This window comes from Mycoplana sp. ABR4_002 (genome assembly GCF_056159645.1).
Genome location: NZ_JBSWVO010000001.1, coordinates 2,388,603 through 2,402,194, shown reverse-complemented (window position 1 = coordinate 2,402,194; position 13,592 = coordinate 2,388,603). Strand labels below are relative to the sequence as shown.

Here is a 13,592-nt window from a genome sequence, read left to right as displayed (position 1 = left end):
GTCTCCGTCGCGCAGCGACCGTTGCGCGCTAGCCCGCTACCACCAGCATCAGATAGGTGGCGAACAGGGTCAGATGGACGGCCCCCTGCAAGAGGTTGGTCCGTCCGCTGGAAAAGGTGATCATGCTGACGGCGAGCGTCAGCACCAGCATGATCATCTCCGTGCGTCCAAGGCCGAGGATGATGGGGTGGCCGCTGATGCGGCTGATGATGAGCATCGCCGGAACCGTCAGGCCGATGGTCGACAGCACGGAGCCGAGGAAGATGTTGATCGAACGCTGCAGATTGTTGGCGACGGCAGCGCGCGCCGCCCCGACGGCCTCGGGCGTTGCAACGAGGACAGCCATGATGACGCCGCCGAAGGCCAGCGGCGCGTGCATCGTTTCGATGACATGATCGATCGGCTTGGCCAAATGCTCGACGAGATAGACCACCGGAACCAGATAGGCGAACAGCAGCACGATATGCTGGACCAGCGAGCGATCGGGATCCTCGCGCTCCTCGCCCGCCTGCGCGCTGCGATAGGAGAAATAGACCCTGTTGCGACCGGTCTGCAGCAGCAGGAACGTCACGTAGAGGCCAACGGAGGTCAGGATCAGAACCCGCTGGTGCAGCGGCGACAGCGCCGGGCCCGACGGGGAGGTCGTGAACTCGGGCAGGATCAGGCTTAGGCACGCCAGCGGCACGATCAGGCCGAGATAGGTGTTGGCCCCCTGAAGGTTGTGCCGCTGTTCCAGCCGCCGCCAGGCGCCGAGCAGAAGCGAAATCCCGACCATGCCGTTGAGGATGATCATGATCACGGCAAACAGCGTGTCGCGCACCAGCGTCGGATTGTTGTCGCCGTGAAACATGACCGCGGAGATCGCCACCACCTCGATCGTGGTGACGACCAGGGTGAGGATCAGCGTGCCATAGGGCTCGCCCAGCCGGTCGGCCAGATGCTCGCCGTGGCGCGACACCGACATCGCCGACGCAAGCACGATGAAAAACAGCCAGAGAAACAGGATTGCCAGGCCGACCGGGTGTTCGAGCAGCGATGACAGCCGGTCACCAAAGGCAACGAAGGCCAGCATGGTCAGGACGCTCAGGGGCAGGATCCGCTCCCGCCGGAAAAGCGGGGCGAGGTCAGGCAGCCAGCCGTGCGTCTTCTCGCCCATCAGCCTGCGGGCTCTCGTTCGATCGCTGGCCGGGTTTCCTGCGCCAGGATCCGCGCCACGATCATGTCGGCGATCGGAATGGCAGAGGTTGCCGCCGGCGAGGGGGCATTGCAGACATGCAGCATCCGATCGGTGCCGGCAAACAGGAAGTCATGCACGAGGCTGCCGTCGCGCCGCACCGCCTGGGCGCGGATGCCGGCAGCATGCGGCAGCAGGTCCGACAGTTCCAGGCTCGGGCAGTACTTGCGGCATTGCTCCAGATAGCCACGCCTCCACAGCGAGTTGCGCATCTCGGCCCAGGCCGATTTCCTGTTGCGCATGAGCGTCCTCCAGAACCCCGGGAACAGCACGTAGTCAAGCACGTCCGCGGGGTCGACCGACAGGCGCGGATAGCCCTCGCGCGCGAAGCCGATGACGGCGTTGGGGCCGACCGTGACGCTGCCGTCGATCATGCGGGTCAGGTGGATGCCGAGAAAGGGCAGGTCCGGATCGGGGATCGGATAGATCAGGTGTCGGACGATCCCGCTCTTGTCGGCGGGGAGGCGGTAGTACTCGCCGCGAAACGGGACGATGCGGTGTTCGATCGCAAGGCCGGCCATTGTCGCCAGCCGGTCCGACTGCAGCCCGGCGCAGACAACGAGCCTGCTCGCGCGCCAGCTCGCCCCGGCGGTCGCAACCGCGACCTCGTCCGGCCCTTCCTGGATCGCGGTGACGGCGCTGCCGCGGCGGATCTCTCCGCCCAGCGCCTCAATGGCCCGCCCCATGGCGCGGCAGACCGCGCCGTAGTCGACTATGCCCGTTGCGGGGACGAACAGCGCGCCAAGCCCGCTGATGCTGGGCTCGCGCTCGCGCAGTTCCTCCCGGCCGACACGGTGGACCTCGACGGCGTTGCTGCGCGAGCGCTCGAAAAGCGCATCCATGCGCTGCAGTTCGAGCGGGCTGGTGGCGACCAGGAGCTTGCCGCATACCTCGAAGGCGATGCCGTTCTCGGTGCAGAATTCCTTCGTGGCCGCCGCCCCCTTGCGGCAGAGCTCCGCCTTCAGGCTGCCTGGCGGATAGTAGATGCCGGCATGGATGACGCCGCTGTTGTGGCCCGTCTGGTGCCGCCCCAGCGCGTCCTCCTTCTCCAGCAGGAGCAGGCTGGCGCCGGGACGCTGCTGCAGAAGGCGCATCGCCGTGGCAAGCCCGACGATGCCGCCGCCGACGATGCAATAGTCGTAACGCATGGTTTTACAGCCCCCGGACGAACCACCGATGTTGTTCCCGCTGCCAGCATAACCCAAACCGGCGTCCGCGTGAGCCCATCTCGCACGGTTGTCGCGGCGTCAGCCGCTCGGACGCGTGAGGATGAACAGCACCGGCAGCGACATCACCGTCGCCACGATGACGGCCGTCGGCGGCTGCGGTGCGGTGAAGAACAGGAACAGGGCATAGCTTACCGCAATCATGGCGACGGCCGAGGCCTTGGCGCGGGCCGAGATCGCTCCCTTCTCGCGCCAGCGCCGGACCGCCTCGCCGAACACCGGATGATCGAGAAGCCAGCGCTCGAAGCGGGGCGACGAACGGGCGAACAGGCCGGCGGCCAGCAGCAGGAAGGGCGTGGTCGGCAGCAGCGGCAGGAACACGCCGACAACCGCCACCGCGACCATCAGCCAACCGAGGCCAAGGCAGAGAAACCGCAACGGCTGCTTCATCGGGACGGCGGCACCCTTTTGCTGTGAACGTCGTCCGAGTTGATACCATGGCTGGAGCGGGGACGACAGTTGCGCTGCCGGGAGCACGGGCGGAAGGCTTGTTGCCGCCGGACAATTTGCGTGTCAGGGTTGCGCAGGCGGGTTCCCATCACGCCACATCGCCACTACTGTAGGGCAGACGCACATAGAGCCGAGCCTTCCCGGCCAGGAGGATGCCGCATGCGGGTTCCGGAAGTTCTGATTGTCGTGGTCTCTTCGTTCATGCTGCTGGTCCTGTCCGCCCCCGTTGACGCGGTGCGGGCGCAGCAGGCCCCGCCCCCGGCGGTGGTGGTCGTCCCGGCCACTGTCATGGACCTGCGCGAGACCGCGGACTTCACGGGAAGATTGGTCGCCATCCAGAAGATCGACATCCGTGCCCGCGTGTCCGGGTTCCTTGAAAGCATCCACTTCAAGGAAGGCGACAAGGTCGAGGCGGGCGCGCTGCTCTACCAGGTGGAGGACGGCGCGTACAAGGCCGCGGTCCAGGAGATCGAGGGCTCGATCCAGTCGGCCGAGGCGCAGAAGGACCTCGCGATCATCGAACGGGACAGGGCTGAGAGGCTTCTTGTCAGCAAGACGGTGCCGCAGTCCCAGGTCGACGTCACCAAGGCGCAGGTGCAGAAGGCGGAAGCCGATCTCGTGCGGCTCAACGGGTCGAGGGCGCAGGCCGAGTTGAACCTGTCCTATACGCGGATCACCGCGCCCTTCGCCGGGGTCGTCGGGCTGTCGTCCGTCGACGTCGGCGCGCTGGTCGGGCCCGACACCGGCCCGCTCACCACGCTGACGCGGCTCGACCCGATCTATGTCGAGTTCGCCGTGGCGACGGCCACGCTCCTGACCTACCGCGAACAGGTCCGGCGCGGCACGGTGTCCGGGGGTGCCAACGTGCGCATCATCCTGCCCGACGGGACCGAATACCCGACCAGAGGGACGATCAACTTCGTCTCCAGCAACGTGCAACAGGGAACCGACACCGTCACCGTACGCGCCGAGTTCGCCAATCCGGACGGCGTGCTGCTCGACGGCACGCTGGTCAGGGTGACGCTCGAACAGACCGACGAGCAGAACGTGCTCGCCGTTCCCGAGGATGCGGTCCAGCGGGACCAGCAGGGCGCCTTCGTCATGGTGGTCGGAGCGGATTCGAAGGTCGAGCTTCGTCGCGTGGACATCGCACGTTCGAGCCGCGGCCAGGCCGTCGTCGCCTCCGGCCTGAAGGAGGGCGAGCGGGTGATCACCGACGGCGTGGGCAAGGTCCGGCCCGGCATTGTGGTCGATGCGGCCGACGCGCCCACGGCAACGGGTGGCTAGCCGATGCTCTCCGAGATCTTCATCGACCGCCCGCGTTTCGCCGCCGTCATTTCGATCGTCCTTACCCTTGCCGGGCTGATCGCGCTCACGCAGCTTCCCGTTGCACAGTTCCCCGACATCGTGCCGCCACAGGTCAGCGTCACCGCCAGCTATGGCGGCGCCGGCGCGGGCGTGGTCGAGGCGACCGTGGCGCAGCCGATCGAGAGCAAGGTCGTCGGCGTCGACGACATGCTCTACATGAAGTCGACCAGCGGCTCCGACGGCTCCTACAACCTTACCGTCACCTTCGCCGTGGGGACCGACCCGGACATCGCCACCGTCAACGTGCAGAACCGCGTTTCGCTCGCCGAGGCCGGGCTGCCCTCCGAGGTGCAGCAGAGCGGCGTCAGCGTGCGCAAGAAATCCTCGGCGCTGATGCAGGTGATCACGATCTATGGCGAGGGCGAGGCGTTCGATGACCTGTTCCTGTCGAACTTTGCCACCATCAACGTGCTCGACACGATCAAGCGCGTGCCCGGCGTCGGCGACGCCGCGCTGTTCGGCGCGCAGGACTATTCGATGCGGATCGTCCTCGACGTCGACCGGCTGACCAGCCTGCAGCTGACGCCGACCGACGTCATCAACGCCCTGCGCGCGCAGAACGTGCAGGCCGCGATCGGCCGCATCGGCGCCCAGCCGATGACCGACGACCCGCTGTTCCAGCTCAACATCCAGACCCAGGGGCGGCTGACCGACCCGAAGCAGTTCGAGGCGATTGTGCTGCGGGCCGAGCCCGACGGCTCGTTCGTGCGCATTCGCGACGTCGCCAAGGTCGAACTGGGCTCGGTCAGTTCGGACTCCGAAGCGCGCTTCAACGGCAAGCCGGTGGCGATGATCGGCACCTACCAGGCGCCGGGCGCCAACGCGCTCGCCGCCGCCCGCGGCGTCCAGGAGGCGATGGAGCGCCTGTCCCGCAATTTCCCGGCGGGGCTGACCTATGCGATATCCTACGACACGGCCCAGTTCGTCGAGGCGAGCGTCGACAATGTCGAACACACGCTGATCGAGGCCTTCGTGCTCGTCATCCTCGTGGTGTTCCTGTTCCTCGGCAACTGGCGGGCGGCGCTGATCCCGCTGATCGCCGTGCCGGTGGCGCTGATCGGCACGTTCGCGGTGATCCTGGCGATCGGGTTCACGCTCAACACCGTGTCGCTGCTCGCGCTGGTGCTGGCGATCGGCATCGTCGTCGACGACGCGATCGTGGTGGTGGAGAATGTCGAGCGCGTGATGGAGGAAAACCCGGGCATGGAGGCGGCGCAGGCCGCCCGGCTGGCCATGGGCGAAATCACCGGCGCCATCGTCGCGATCACGCTGGTGCTTCTGTCGGTGTTCGTGCCGGTCGCCTTCATTCCCGGCCTCAGCGGGCAGTTGTTCCAGCAGTTCGCGGTCGCGGTTTCGGTGTCGATGGTGCTCTCGGCGATCAATGCGTTGACGCTCAGCCCGGCCCTGTGCGCCATCCTGCTCAAGCCTCACCATGGACCGAAGCGCGGCATCCTCGGCTGGATCTCGCGCGGCATCGACGGCGGGCGTGACGGCTATGTCTTCGTCGCCGGGCATATTGCGCGCCGGGCGGTGATCGGGCTCGTCCTGCTGGCGCTGGCCGGCGGCGCCGCCGGCTGGCTGTTCCGTATCGTCCCGACCGGATTCCTGCCGAGCGAGGACCAGGGCGCCTACTTCGTGGAGATCCGGCTGCCGGAGGGGGCCTCCTTCAACCGCACCGATGCCGTGGTCAAGCGCGTCGAGACGATGCTGACGGGCATGGACGGCGTCGCCGACGTGATCACCGTCAGCGGCTACAGCTTCCTCGACGGGCTGTCGAAGTCCAACAGCGGCTTTGCCCTCGTGACGATGAAGCCCTTTTCCGAGCGTACGGACCCGAAGGCCTCGGTCAATGCCGCGGTGGCGGCCACGATGGCGCAGGGCGCGGCGATCCGCGAGGCGCAGGTCTTCGCCTTCAACCTGCCGCCGATCATGGGGCTGGGCACCGGCTCCGGGTTCGAGTACCAGCTGCTCGACCTCGAGGGGCGCCCGCCGGCCGAGCTGGCCGCGACGGCCCGCGGGCTGGTGATCGCGGCGAACCAGAATCCGCTGCTCGGCCCGACCTTCACCACCTACTCGGCCAGCACGCCGCAGCTCTACCTCGATCTCGACCGCGACCGGCTGCAGGCGCTTGGGGTTTCCGTCAGCGATCTCTTCGCCACGCTGCAAGGCACGCTCGGATCCTACTACGTCAATGACTTCAACCTCTTCGGTCGAAGCTGGCGGGTGACGATGCAGGCCGCGCAGGACAACCGTCGGACGGTGAACGACATCTCCCGGCTGCACGTGCGCAATGCCACGGGGGAGATGGTTCCGGTGGCCTCGGTGGCGCGCGTGCAATACGTCGTCGGGCCGCAATCGATCGTGCGCTACAACAACTACCGGTCGGTCACGCTGAACGGCGAACCGGCGCCGGGGGTCTCGTCCGGACAGGCGCTCGCGGCGATGGCGGCGCTGTCGGCGGCAACGCTGCCGGCCGGCTACAGCTTCGAATGGACGGGGACGGCGCTTCAGGAGCTCGAGGCCGCCGGCAAGACCCCGATCATCCTCGCGCTCGCGGTCCTGTTCGCCTACCTGTTCCTGGTGGCGCTGTACGAGAGCTGGACGATCCCGGTTCCGGTGCTGCTGTCGGTCACGGTCGGGGTCGCCGGCGCGCTCCTGTCCATTCTCGTGGCCGGACTGTCGTTCGACATCTATGCCCAGATCGGCCTGGTGGTCCTGATCGCGCTGGCGTCCAAGAACGCGATCCTGATCGTCGAGTTCGCCAAGTTCCGGCGCGAGCGCGGCGAGAGCATCGTCGAGGCGGCGATCGACGGAGCGCGGACCCGATTCCGTGCCGTGATGATGACGAGCTTTGCCTTCATCGTCGGCCTGATCCCGCTGGTGACGGCGCAGGGAGCCGGCATGTTGAGCCGCCGGGCGGTGGGCACCGGCGTTGCCGGCGGCATGCTGGCTGCCTCGCTCATCGGGATCTTCCTGATCCCGGCGCTCTACGTGATCTTCCAGTGGCTGCGCGAGCGGGCGCAAGGGCTCGCCGGACTGTCGCAGCCGAAAGGCGGCGGCGACGTGCCGGCGGCTTCGACCGGCCCTGAGGGCGCCGAGGCGTCGAGGCACGGCGCGACCGAGGCTTCGCCCGAGGGCAGGGCGGCGCCGGCGGAACAGTCGGCAAGCTGAGTTTGGCGGCGACGGGACGCCGCGCGGGGCACGTGGAGGCGGATCGGCCACAGCGCTGCGTCCTGCGCATAGCGGCTCTGCCGAGCGACGGTTGCTCACCTGGCGCGAAAGTCGATATCTGCTCCGGTGATGTCTTGCATCGGCGCTTCGCTACGACGGGCACGTCAGCCGGGGATCGATCCTGCGTACGCAAAGTCTATAGACTTGGTGGAATATTTCCGCGAACCCGGCTCACGGGAGCAAATTTTCCTCCTCCGGGCCGCCCGATCCGTCGGGCGTTCTTTGCCTGGTCGCGGCGCATTTGCGATCTTGCCGCCGTCGATACGAGACGAAAATGGTCCTCCCAGACCCGAACGTGAGAATGAAAGCAGGTACCTTCATGTCCAAGATCCTCCTGAAACACCTTGACAGCGTGCGCTTCACCCGCCGGGCGGGACTGGCCGCTCTGGCCGCCGTCGTCGCGACTTCGATCGCTGCGATGCCTGCGCCGGTGGCCGCCGAGGACAAGACCACCGTGCGGGTCGGCATCATGAGCGGCGAGGACGAGGATCTGTGGCGCGTGGTCGCCGCCGAGGCCGAGAAGATGGGGCTGACCGTCGAGACGGTCACCTTCAACGACTATACCCAGCCGAACGAGGCGCTCGAGCGCGGCGAGATCGACGCCAACGCCTTCCAGCACGGCCCCTATCTCGAGAACCAGATCCAGGCGCACGGCTACAAGATCGCCATCGCCGGCTACACCGCGGTCTGGCCGATCGGCGTTTACTCGAACAAGCACGCCACGATCGCCGACCTGCCGGAAGGTGCGGTGATCGGCGTGCCGAACGATCCCTCCAACGAGGGCCGGGCGTTGCTGGTCCTGCAGGACCAGGGCATCATCAAGCTCAGGGACGGCGCAGGCATTCTCGCCACCATCGTCGATATTGCCGAGAACCCGAAGAACGTCGAGATCAAGGAACTCGACGCCGGTGTGGTCGGCCGCTCGATCGAGGACCTGGATGCGGCCGTGGTCAACACCGACTGGGCGCTGAAGAGCGGGCTGACGGTGGAGAACCGCATCGCCCAGGAGAAGATCGCCGACAACCCCTACCGCAACTTCATCGCCGTGCGCGAGGCCGACCTCGACGCGCCTTGGGTCAAGACGCTCGTCTCGTCCTACCAGAACGACGTGGTGAAGACCGAGTTCGACCGCATCTACAAGGGAACCGGCACCATCGCCTATTGACCTGACCTGCGATCGGACCTGAACATCAGGTGGCCCGCGGCCGTAGTGCCGCGAGCCACCTCGTCATTTGCGGAAATGGCGGAAAGGAAAGACCCATGACCTCCCAATCTGATGCCGGTGCCGAGCCGGCAGGCGCGCAGGCTGCGCGCGAGGCCGTCGTGCGCCTGTCAGGCGTGCAGCGCCATTTCGGCGACACGGCGGCGATCGACGGCATATCGCTGACGGTGCGCAAGGGCGAGATCCTCGGCCTGATCGGCCGCAGCGGCGCCGGCAAGTCCACCCTGATCCGGTGCCTCAACGGGCTGGAGCGCCCCGACAGCGGCTCGATCCAGATCGAGGGCCGCGAGATCACCGGCCTGAGCGAGGAACAACTGCAGCCGGTTCGCCGGCGGATCGGCATGATCTTCCAGCACTTCAACCTGCTGTCGGCCAAGACGGTCGAGGACAACGTCGCCCTGCCGCTGAAGATCGAGGGCTGGGCGAAGGAGAAGCGGCTGGCGCGTGCGGCCGAACTGCTCGATCTCGTCGGCCTTGCCGGCAAGGCGAAGAGCCATCCGGCATCCCTGTCCGGCGGCCAGAAGCAGCGCGTCGGCATCGCCCGCGCGCTTGCCGCGAGCCCGGCGCTGCTGCTGTCGGACGAGGCGACCTCGGCGCTCGACCCGGAGACGACCGCCTCCATCCTCGAACTGCTGAAGGACATCAACAGCCAGCTCGGGCTCACCATCCTGCTGATCACCCATGAGATGGAGGTCATCCGCACGATCGCCGACCGGGTCGCCGTCATCGATGCCGGGCGCATCGTCGAGGAGGGGCCGGTCTGGTCGGTCTTTGCCAATCCGCACACCGAAACCACCCGCAACCTGCTTTCCGGCATCCGGCCCAGGCTGCCGTCACACCTGGCGGGCAAGCTGGCCGGCGAGCCGGTCGGCGAGGCGATCCTCGGCGTCGACCTGTCGGGCCCGGACGCCGGATACCTGCTCGCGGGCCTGTCGGCGGTTCTGCCGGGCGGCTTCCGGCTGATTCATGGCGGCATCGATCACATCCAGCAGCAGTCGGTCGCCCGCTTCTTCATCGGCGTGCCCGAAGGGGCCGCGCAGGCGATCGCCTATCTCGAGCGCCACGGCGCCAAAGTGGAGGTCCTCGGCCATGTCGCCGGTCATGCTTGAGCTGTTCATCCGTTCGTTCTGGGAAACGGTCGTCATGACGGTCGCGTCCGGGTTCATCTCGCTCGTGGCCGGCCTGCCGCTCGGCCTCGCGCTCGTCGCCACCGCAAGGGGCGGGATCGCGGAAAACCTGTGGGTCAACCGCATCCTCGGGGCGATCGTCAACGGCTTCCGCTCCGTGCCGTTCATCATCCTGCTGGTGGCGCTCATCCCGGTGACGCGCTTCATCGTCGGCACCTCGATCGGCATGTGGGCGGCGATCGTGCCGCTTTCGATCGCGGCCACCCCCTACTACGCGCGCATGGCCGAAGTGTCGCTGCGCGAGGTCGACCGCGGCCTGATCGAGGCCGTGCGGGCCATGGGCGGCAACCGCTGGACGATCGTACGCGAGGTGCTCGTGCCCGAGGCGCTGCCGAGCCTCGTCGCCGGCTTCACGGTGACGCTGATCACGCTGATCGGGGCGTCGGCGATGGCGGGCGCGATCGGCGCAGGCGGGCTCGGCGATCTCGCCATCCGCTACGGCTACCAGCGTTTCGAAACGACTGTGATGGTGGCGGTGGTCGCCGTGCTGATCCTGCTCGTCTGCGCCATCCAGTGGGCCGGCGACCGGCTGGTCGCCCAACTCGACCACAAGGGCTGACGCAATAGCCGACGGCCTGGGCGGACCGGCTACGGCGGCGGGGCCGGGGGCCTTGCGCCTGCGGCGTCGGCCGCCGTCGGCGGCAGCGGCCGGTCCTCGTCGTAGAGAATGCGCTCGGCGGCTCCGTCGAGGTCCTCGTACTGGCCGCTGCGCAGCGACCAGAGAAACAGAGCGAGGGCGCCCGCGCCGAGGACCAGGGACAGGGGGATCAGGAAGGCGAGAACGCTCATGTCATTTCCTCGCCTCGGTCGAGGGCGGCGCGGGGGCTGGCGACCCGAGGCCGCGCCGGCGGCTCAAGCCGGATCCTTGATCGCCTGGTAGGCGTGCCAGGTGGCATGGCCGAGCAAAGGGAAGGTGACGATGAAACCGAGCATGCCGGTCAGAAGGCTCGCCACCGTCAGCACCATGACGATAAAGCCCCAGGCGATCATCACCGGCAGGTTGTTCCAGGTGAGCGAGATGCTGGTGCCCATCGCGGTGAAGGCGTCGACGTCCCGGTCGACGACCATCGGTACGCCGAACACGCTGATGGCGAAGGCGAAGGCGGCGAAGAGCGCGCCGACCGCCGAGCCCACGATGAGCAGCGCCCAGCCCGCCGCCGTGCCGAACAGTATCGGCACGATCTGGGCCAGACCCAGGAACGGCTGCCAGCCGGCAAACAGCGCATAGAGGATGACGGCCGCGCGCATCCACAACAGCATCAGCCCGCAGAGCACGGCGCCGACGAACAGCACGTGCTGGCCGGTCCCGGGCTTGGGCCGGATCATCGCCGCGAGCGAGACCGGCAAGCCCTCCTCGAGGCGGCGGCTCTTCTCGTAGAGGCCGGCGGCGAGCACCGGGCCGACGACGAGAAAGCCCGACAGGGCCGGGAACAGCGCGTAGTCGAAGCCGAACGAATAGAGGCCACCGACGATGATGATCGACGCTGCGGCGACGCCGAAGCCATAGAGCAGGCTCGGCAGCGGCACGGTCCACAGATCGCGCCAGCCCTGTGCGAGCCAGTCCAGCGCCCGGCTCGCCGGCAAGTGGCGGTTGCGGTCGACCGCCTTGGGCAGCGGAGGGACGGTCTCTGGCATTCTCATGTGTAGATCCTCCTGTAACCCTTTGATGCGCTGCATGTTTTCAGCAGGAAGACCGCGCTGCGCGGTATGTGTCGGGCTCGCCCGATTCCGTTTTGAGATGCGGCACGCAGTCCGGTTGGGACGAAAGCGAGACGTAGACCAGATGGGCGTTGGCCAGCGCCAGCAGCGCCACCGTCGCGCCCGCCAGCAGCAGCGCGAGCATGCGTCCGCGCATGCCCCCGGTCGCCATCATGTTCCGCTCGCGCCGGCCGCACGTTGCTGCTCCCTGAGGTCGGTGACGTAGAGCGTCAGTATCTTGATGTCCAACGGCGACAGCCGTAGGCCCCAGCTCGGCATCTGTCCCTTCCGGCCGCTGTGAATGGTCCGGTAGATCGCGTCGCGATCGGAGCCGTAGATCCAGTGGCGGTCGGTCAGGTCAGGGGCGCCCAGATCGGCCTTGCCTGTGGCGTCGTCGCCGTGGCAGGCGGCGCAGTTGTCGACGAAGAGGCCGCGGGCCGCGTCAAGGTCTGCGGCATTGGCCTCGGTCGGTTCCTCCAGCCCCGAGAGCGAGCGCACATAGCTCACGAGCTTCAGGATGGAAGGGCGGTCCAGGATCTGGTCGCGGCCGAAGGCGAGCATTTCGGCAACGCGGGTGTCAGGGTCGGCGCCGTTGATGCCGACGCGGATCGTCTCGGCGATCGTCTCCGGGTCGTCTCCCCACAGCATCGGTGCGGCCGCGATGTTCGGATAGCCCCTGTTGCCAGACCCGCCGATGCCGTGGCAGGCGGCGCAGTTGTCGCCAAACAGCGTATGGCCGGTTTCGCGCACGCCCCCCATTAGTTCGGGGTCGGCGAGGATCGCAGCGTAGTCTTCCGTCTCGATGCGGGCCACCCAGTCGGCGCGGTCGGCCGCGCCCTGCTCGAGGTGCCTTGCGACGGTCGCCTTCTGGTCGGCCCCCAGCCAGCCCCTGAAGTAGCCGGTGCCGTAGGGCCAACTCGGCATGAACAGCGTGTAGACAAGGCCGAACAGTGTGAAGGCGATCAGGAAGAACCAGACCGGCTTCGGCACCGGCGTGTGCAGTTCCTTGATGCCGTTCCACTCGTGGCCGGTGGTCATGTGACCGGTGATCGGGTCGCGCTCGCCTACTGGCATGGCCGGTCCTCGTCGTCGGAGATGATCGAGTTCGCCGCGTGGTCGAACCGCGCCTTGTTCCTGGGCCAGTAGGCGTAGACCACCACGCCGATCGACATGGCGACCAGGTAGAACAGCCCGAACGACTTGGCGAAGGCGACGAGGGTGTCGTGGTCCAGGGTCATGGCGTTACTCCACCTTGGCCTGTTCGGCCCGGTAGGCGACATCGGTGAGGCGGCCGAGAATCTGCAGGTAGGCGACGACGGCGTCCATTTCCGTCAGCGTTTCCGCCTTGCCGTCGAACAGGCTGACATTGGTGGCCTCGCCGTAACGTTCGGCAACGCCCGAGGCGGCGTCGCTGTCCGGTGCCGCCTGGCCGTAGGCGTCGGCCGTCGCGTTGGCGATCATCTCGTCGGTATACGGCACGCCGACCGCGCGCAGCGCGGCCAGGTGCGCGCCGAGGTCGCGGGTGTCGAGTGCATTGCGCAGCAGCCAGCGGTAGGCCGGCATGTTCGATTCCGGCACCAGATCGCGCGGATTGTAGAGATGCGCGACGTGCCATTCGTTCGAGTATTTGCCGCCGACGCGGGCGATGTCCGGGCCGGTCCGCTTCGAGCCCCACAGCATCGGGTGATCGTACTTGGACTCGACCGCCAGCGAATAGGGCCCGAACCGGTCGACCTCGTCGCGCAACGTGCGGATCATCTGCGAGTGGCAGGCATAGCAGCCTTCGCGCATGTAGATGTTGCGCCCCGCCAGTTCCAGCGGGGTGTAGACCCGCATGTCCGGTGCCTCCTCGACGGTCTCGTCGATGGTGAAGAGCGGGGCAATCTCGACCAGGCCGCCGATGGCGGCGACGCCGATGATGGCAAGGACGAGGCCGATGGCGTTGCGCTCGAGACGGTAGTGGAAGTTGAACATCG

General features: G+C 67.4%; 14 protein-coding genes. 5 read left to right on the top strand and 9 right to left on the bottom strand.

The window, feature by feature from the left end; all coding sequences use genetic code 11:
- Positions 1 to 28: 28 nt before the first annotated feature.
- The 3 genes from ACXAGF_RS11585 to ACXAGF_RS11575 form a co-directional block, all read right to left on the bottom strand.
- On the bottom strand, positions 29 to 1,156 hold the full coding sequence (locus tag ACXAGF_RS11585; protein WP_475017160.1) for a calcium:cation antiporter: 1,128 nt from the start codon (positions 1,154 to 1,156) through the stop codon (positions 29 to 31).
- The gene (gene lhgO / locus ACXAGF_RS11580) at positions 1,156 to 2,382 is read right to left on the bottom strand and encodes an L-2-hydroxyglutarate oxidase (RefSeq protein WP_475017158.1); all 1,227 of its coding nucleotides are present in this window, start codon (positions 2,380 to 2,382) and stop codon (positions 1,156 to 1,158) included. Before lhgO ends, ACXAGF_RS11585 begins: the two co-directional genes overlap by 1 nt.
- A 99-nt stretch (positions 2,383 to 2,481) precedes the next feature.
- Positions 2,482 to 2,838 carry a YbaN family protein gene (locus ACXAGF_RS11575; RefSeq protein ID WP_475019269.1) on the bottom strand — a complete coding sequence of 119 codons (357 nt, stop codon included), beginning with the start codon at positions 2,836 to 2,838 and terminating at the stop codon, positions 2,482 to 2,484.
- A gap of 231 nt (positions 2,839 to 3,069) precedes the next feature.
- On the opposite strand from ACXAGF_RS11575, the gene ACXAGF_RS11570 reads away from it, so the two are divergent.
- The 5 genes from ACXAGF_RS11570 to ACXAGF_RS11550 all read left to right on the top strand — a co-directional run bounded on the left by ACXAGF_RS11570 (position 3,070) and on the right by ACXAGF_RS11550 (position 10,477).
- Positions 3,070 to 4,197, top strand: a complete 1,128-nt coding sequence (locus tag ACXAGF_RS11570) for an efflux RND transporter periplasmic adaptor subunit (RefSeq protein ID WP_475017156.1) — start codon at positions 3,070 to 3,072, stop codon at positions 4,195 to 4,197.
- Positions 4,198 to 4,200: 3 nt separating this feature from the next.
- Complete coding sequence (locus tag ACXAGF_RS11565) at positions 4,201 to 7,449, top strand: efflux RND transporter permease subunit (RefSeq protein ID WP_475017155.1); 3,249 nt, start codon at positions 4,201 to 4,203, stop codon at positions 7,447 to 7,449.
- A 379-nt stretch (positions 7,450 to 7,828) separates the two neighbouring features.
- Positions 7,829 to 8,674 (top strand): MetQ/NlpA family lipoprotein, encoded by an 846-nt coding sequence (locus ACXAGF_RS11560; protein WP_475017152.1) that lies wholly within the window; start codon positions 7,829 to 7,831, stop codon positions 8,672 to 8,674.
- A gap of 95 nt (positions 8,675 to 8,769) precedes the next feature.
- Complete coding sequence (locus ACXAGF_RS11555) at positions 8,770 to 9,840, top strand: methionine ABC transporter ATP-binding protein (RefSeq protein ID WP_475017150.1); 1,071 nt, start codon at positions 8,770 to 8,772, stop codon at positions 9,838 to 9,840.
- Positions 9,821 to 10,477, top strand: coding sequence for a methionine ABC transporter permease (locus tag ACXAGF_RS11550; protein WP_475017148.1), 657 nt, complete (start codon positions 9,821 to 9,823; stop codon positions 10,475 to 10,477). Before ACXAGF_RS11555 ends, ACXAGF_RS11550 begins: the two co-directional genes overlap by 20 nt.
- A 29-nt stretch (positions 10,478 to 10,506) precedes the next feature.
- On the opposite strand, the gene ccoS is transcribed toward ACXAGF_RS11550, so the two are convergent.
- From ccoS to ccoO, 6 genes are all read right to left on the bottom strand, one after another.
- The gene (gene ccoS / locus ACXAGF_RS11545) at positions 10,507 to 10,707 is read right to left on the bottom strand and encodes a cbb3-type cytochrome oxidase assembly protein CcoS (RefSeq protein ID WP_475017146.1); all 201 of its coding nucleotides are present in this window, start codon (positions 10,705 to 10,707) and stop codon (positions 10,507 to 10,509) included.
- 63 nt (positions 10,708 to 10,770) lie between these two features.
- Complete coding sequence (locus tag ACXAGF_RS11540) at positions 10,771 to 11,559, bottom strand: DUF2189 domain-containing protein (RefSeq protein ID WP_475017144.1); 789 nt, start codon at positions 11,557 to 11,559, stop codon at positions 10,771 to 10,773.
- Between the two features lie 40 nt (positions 11,560 to 11,599).
- A complete protein-coding gene (locus ACXAGF_RS11535) occupies positions 11,600 to 11,791 on the bottom strand; it encodes a hypothetical protein (RefSeq protein WP_475017142.1) in 192 nt (63 codons plus the stop codon).
- The gene (gene ccoP, locus ACXAGF_RS11530) at positions 11,788 to 12,690 is read right to left on the bottom strand and encodes a cytochrome-c oxidase, cbb3-type subunit III (protein ID WP_475017140.1); all 903 of its coding nucleotides are present in this window, start codon (positions 12,688 to 12,690) and stop codon (positions 11,788 to 11,790) included. Before ccoP ends, ACXAGF_RS11535 begins: the two co-directional genes overlap by 4 nt.
- Entirely contained in the window at positions 12,681 to 12,854 is a 174-nt protein-coding gene (locus tag ACXAGF_RS11525; protein WP_475017138.1) for a cbb3-type cytochrome oxidase subunit 3, read from the bottom strand. The genes ccoP and ACXAGF_RS11525 overlap by 10 nt, the downstream gene beginning before the upstream one ends.
- Positions 12,855 to 12,858: 4 nt before the next feature.
- Positions 12,859 to 13,590 (bottom strand): cytochrome-c oxidase, cbb3-type subunit II, encoded by a 732-nt coding sequence (gene ccoO, locus ACXAGF_RS11520; protein WP_475017136.1) that lies wholly within the window; start codon positions 13,588 to 13,590, stop codon positions 12,859 to 12,861.
- Between the last annotated feature and the right edge of the window lie 2 nt (positions 13,591 to 13,592).

Bases quoted from the DNA above. Each gene is read 5' to 3' on its own strand.
- ACXAGF_RS11585 (WP_475017160.1), bottom strand. From the start codon at position 1,156: ATGGGCGAGAAGACGCACGGCTGGCTGCCTGACCTCGCCCCGCTTTTC.
- lhgO (WP_475017158.1), bottom strand. From the start codon at position 2,382: ATGCGTTACGACTATTGCATCGTCGGCGGCGGCATCGTCGGGCTTGCC.
- ACXAGF_RS11570 (WP_475017156.1), top strand. From the start codon at position 3,070: ATGCGGGTTCCGGAAGTTCTGATTGTCGTGGTCTCTTCGTTCATGCTG.
- ACXAGF_RS11565 (WP_475017155.1), top strand. From the start codon at position 4,201: ATGCTCTCCGAGATCTTCATCGACCGCCCGCGTTTCGCCGCCGTCATT.
- ACXAGF_RS11560 (WP_475017152.1), top strand. From the start codon at position 7,829: ATGTCCAAGATCCTCCTGAAACACCTTGACAGCGTGCGCTTCACCCGC.
- ACXAGF_RS11555 (WP_475017150.1), top strand. From the start codon at position 8,770: ATGACCTCCCAATCTGATGCCGGTGCCGAGCCGGCAGGCGCGCAGGCT.
- ACXAGF_RS11550 (WP_475017148.1), top strand. From the start codon at position 9,821: ATGTCGCCGGTCATGCTTGAGCTGTTCATCCGTTCGTTCTGGGAAACG.
- ccoS (WP_475017146.1), bottom strand. From the start codon at position 10,707: ATGAGCGTTCTCGCCTTCCTGATCCCCCTGTCCCTGGTCCTCGGCGCG.
- ACXAGF_RS11540 (WP_475017144.1), bottom strand. From the start codon at position 11,559: ATGAGAATGCCAGAGACCGTCCCTCCGCTGCCCAAGGCGGTCGACCGC.
- ACXAGF_RS11535 (WP_475017142.1), bottom strand. From the start codon at position 11,791: ATGATGGCGACCGGGGGCATGCGCGGACGCATGCTCGCGCTGCTGCTG.
- ccoP (WP_475017140.1), bottom strand. From the start codon at position 12,690: ATGCCAGTAGGCGAGCGCGACCCGATCACCGGTCACATGACCACCGGC.
- ACXAGF_RS11525 (WP_475017138.1), bottom strand. From the start codon at position 12,854: ATGACCCTGGACCACGACACCCTCGTCGCCTTCGCCAAGTCGTTCGGG.
- ccoO (WP_475017136.1), bottom strand. From the start codon at position 13,590: ATGTTCAACTTCCACTACCGTCTCGAGCGCAACGCCATCGGCCTCGTC.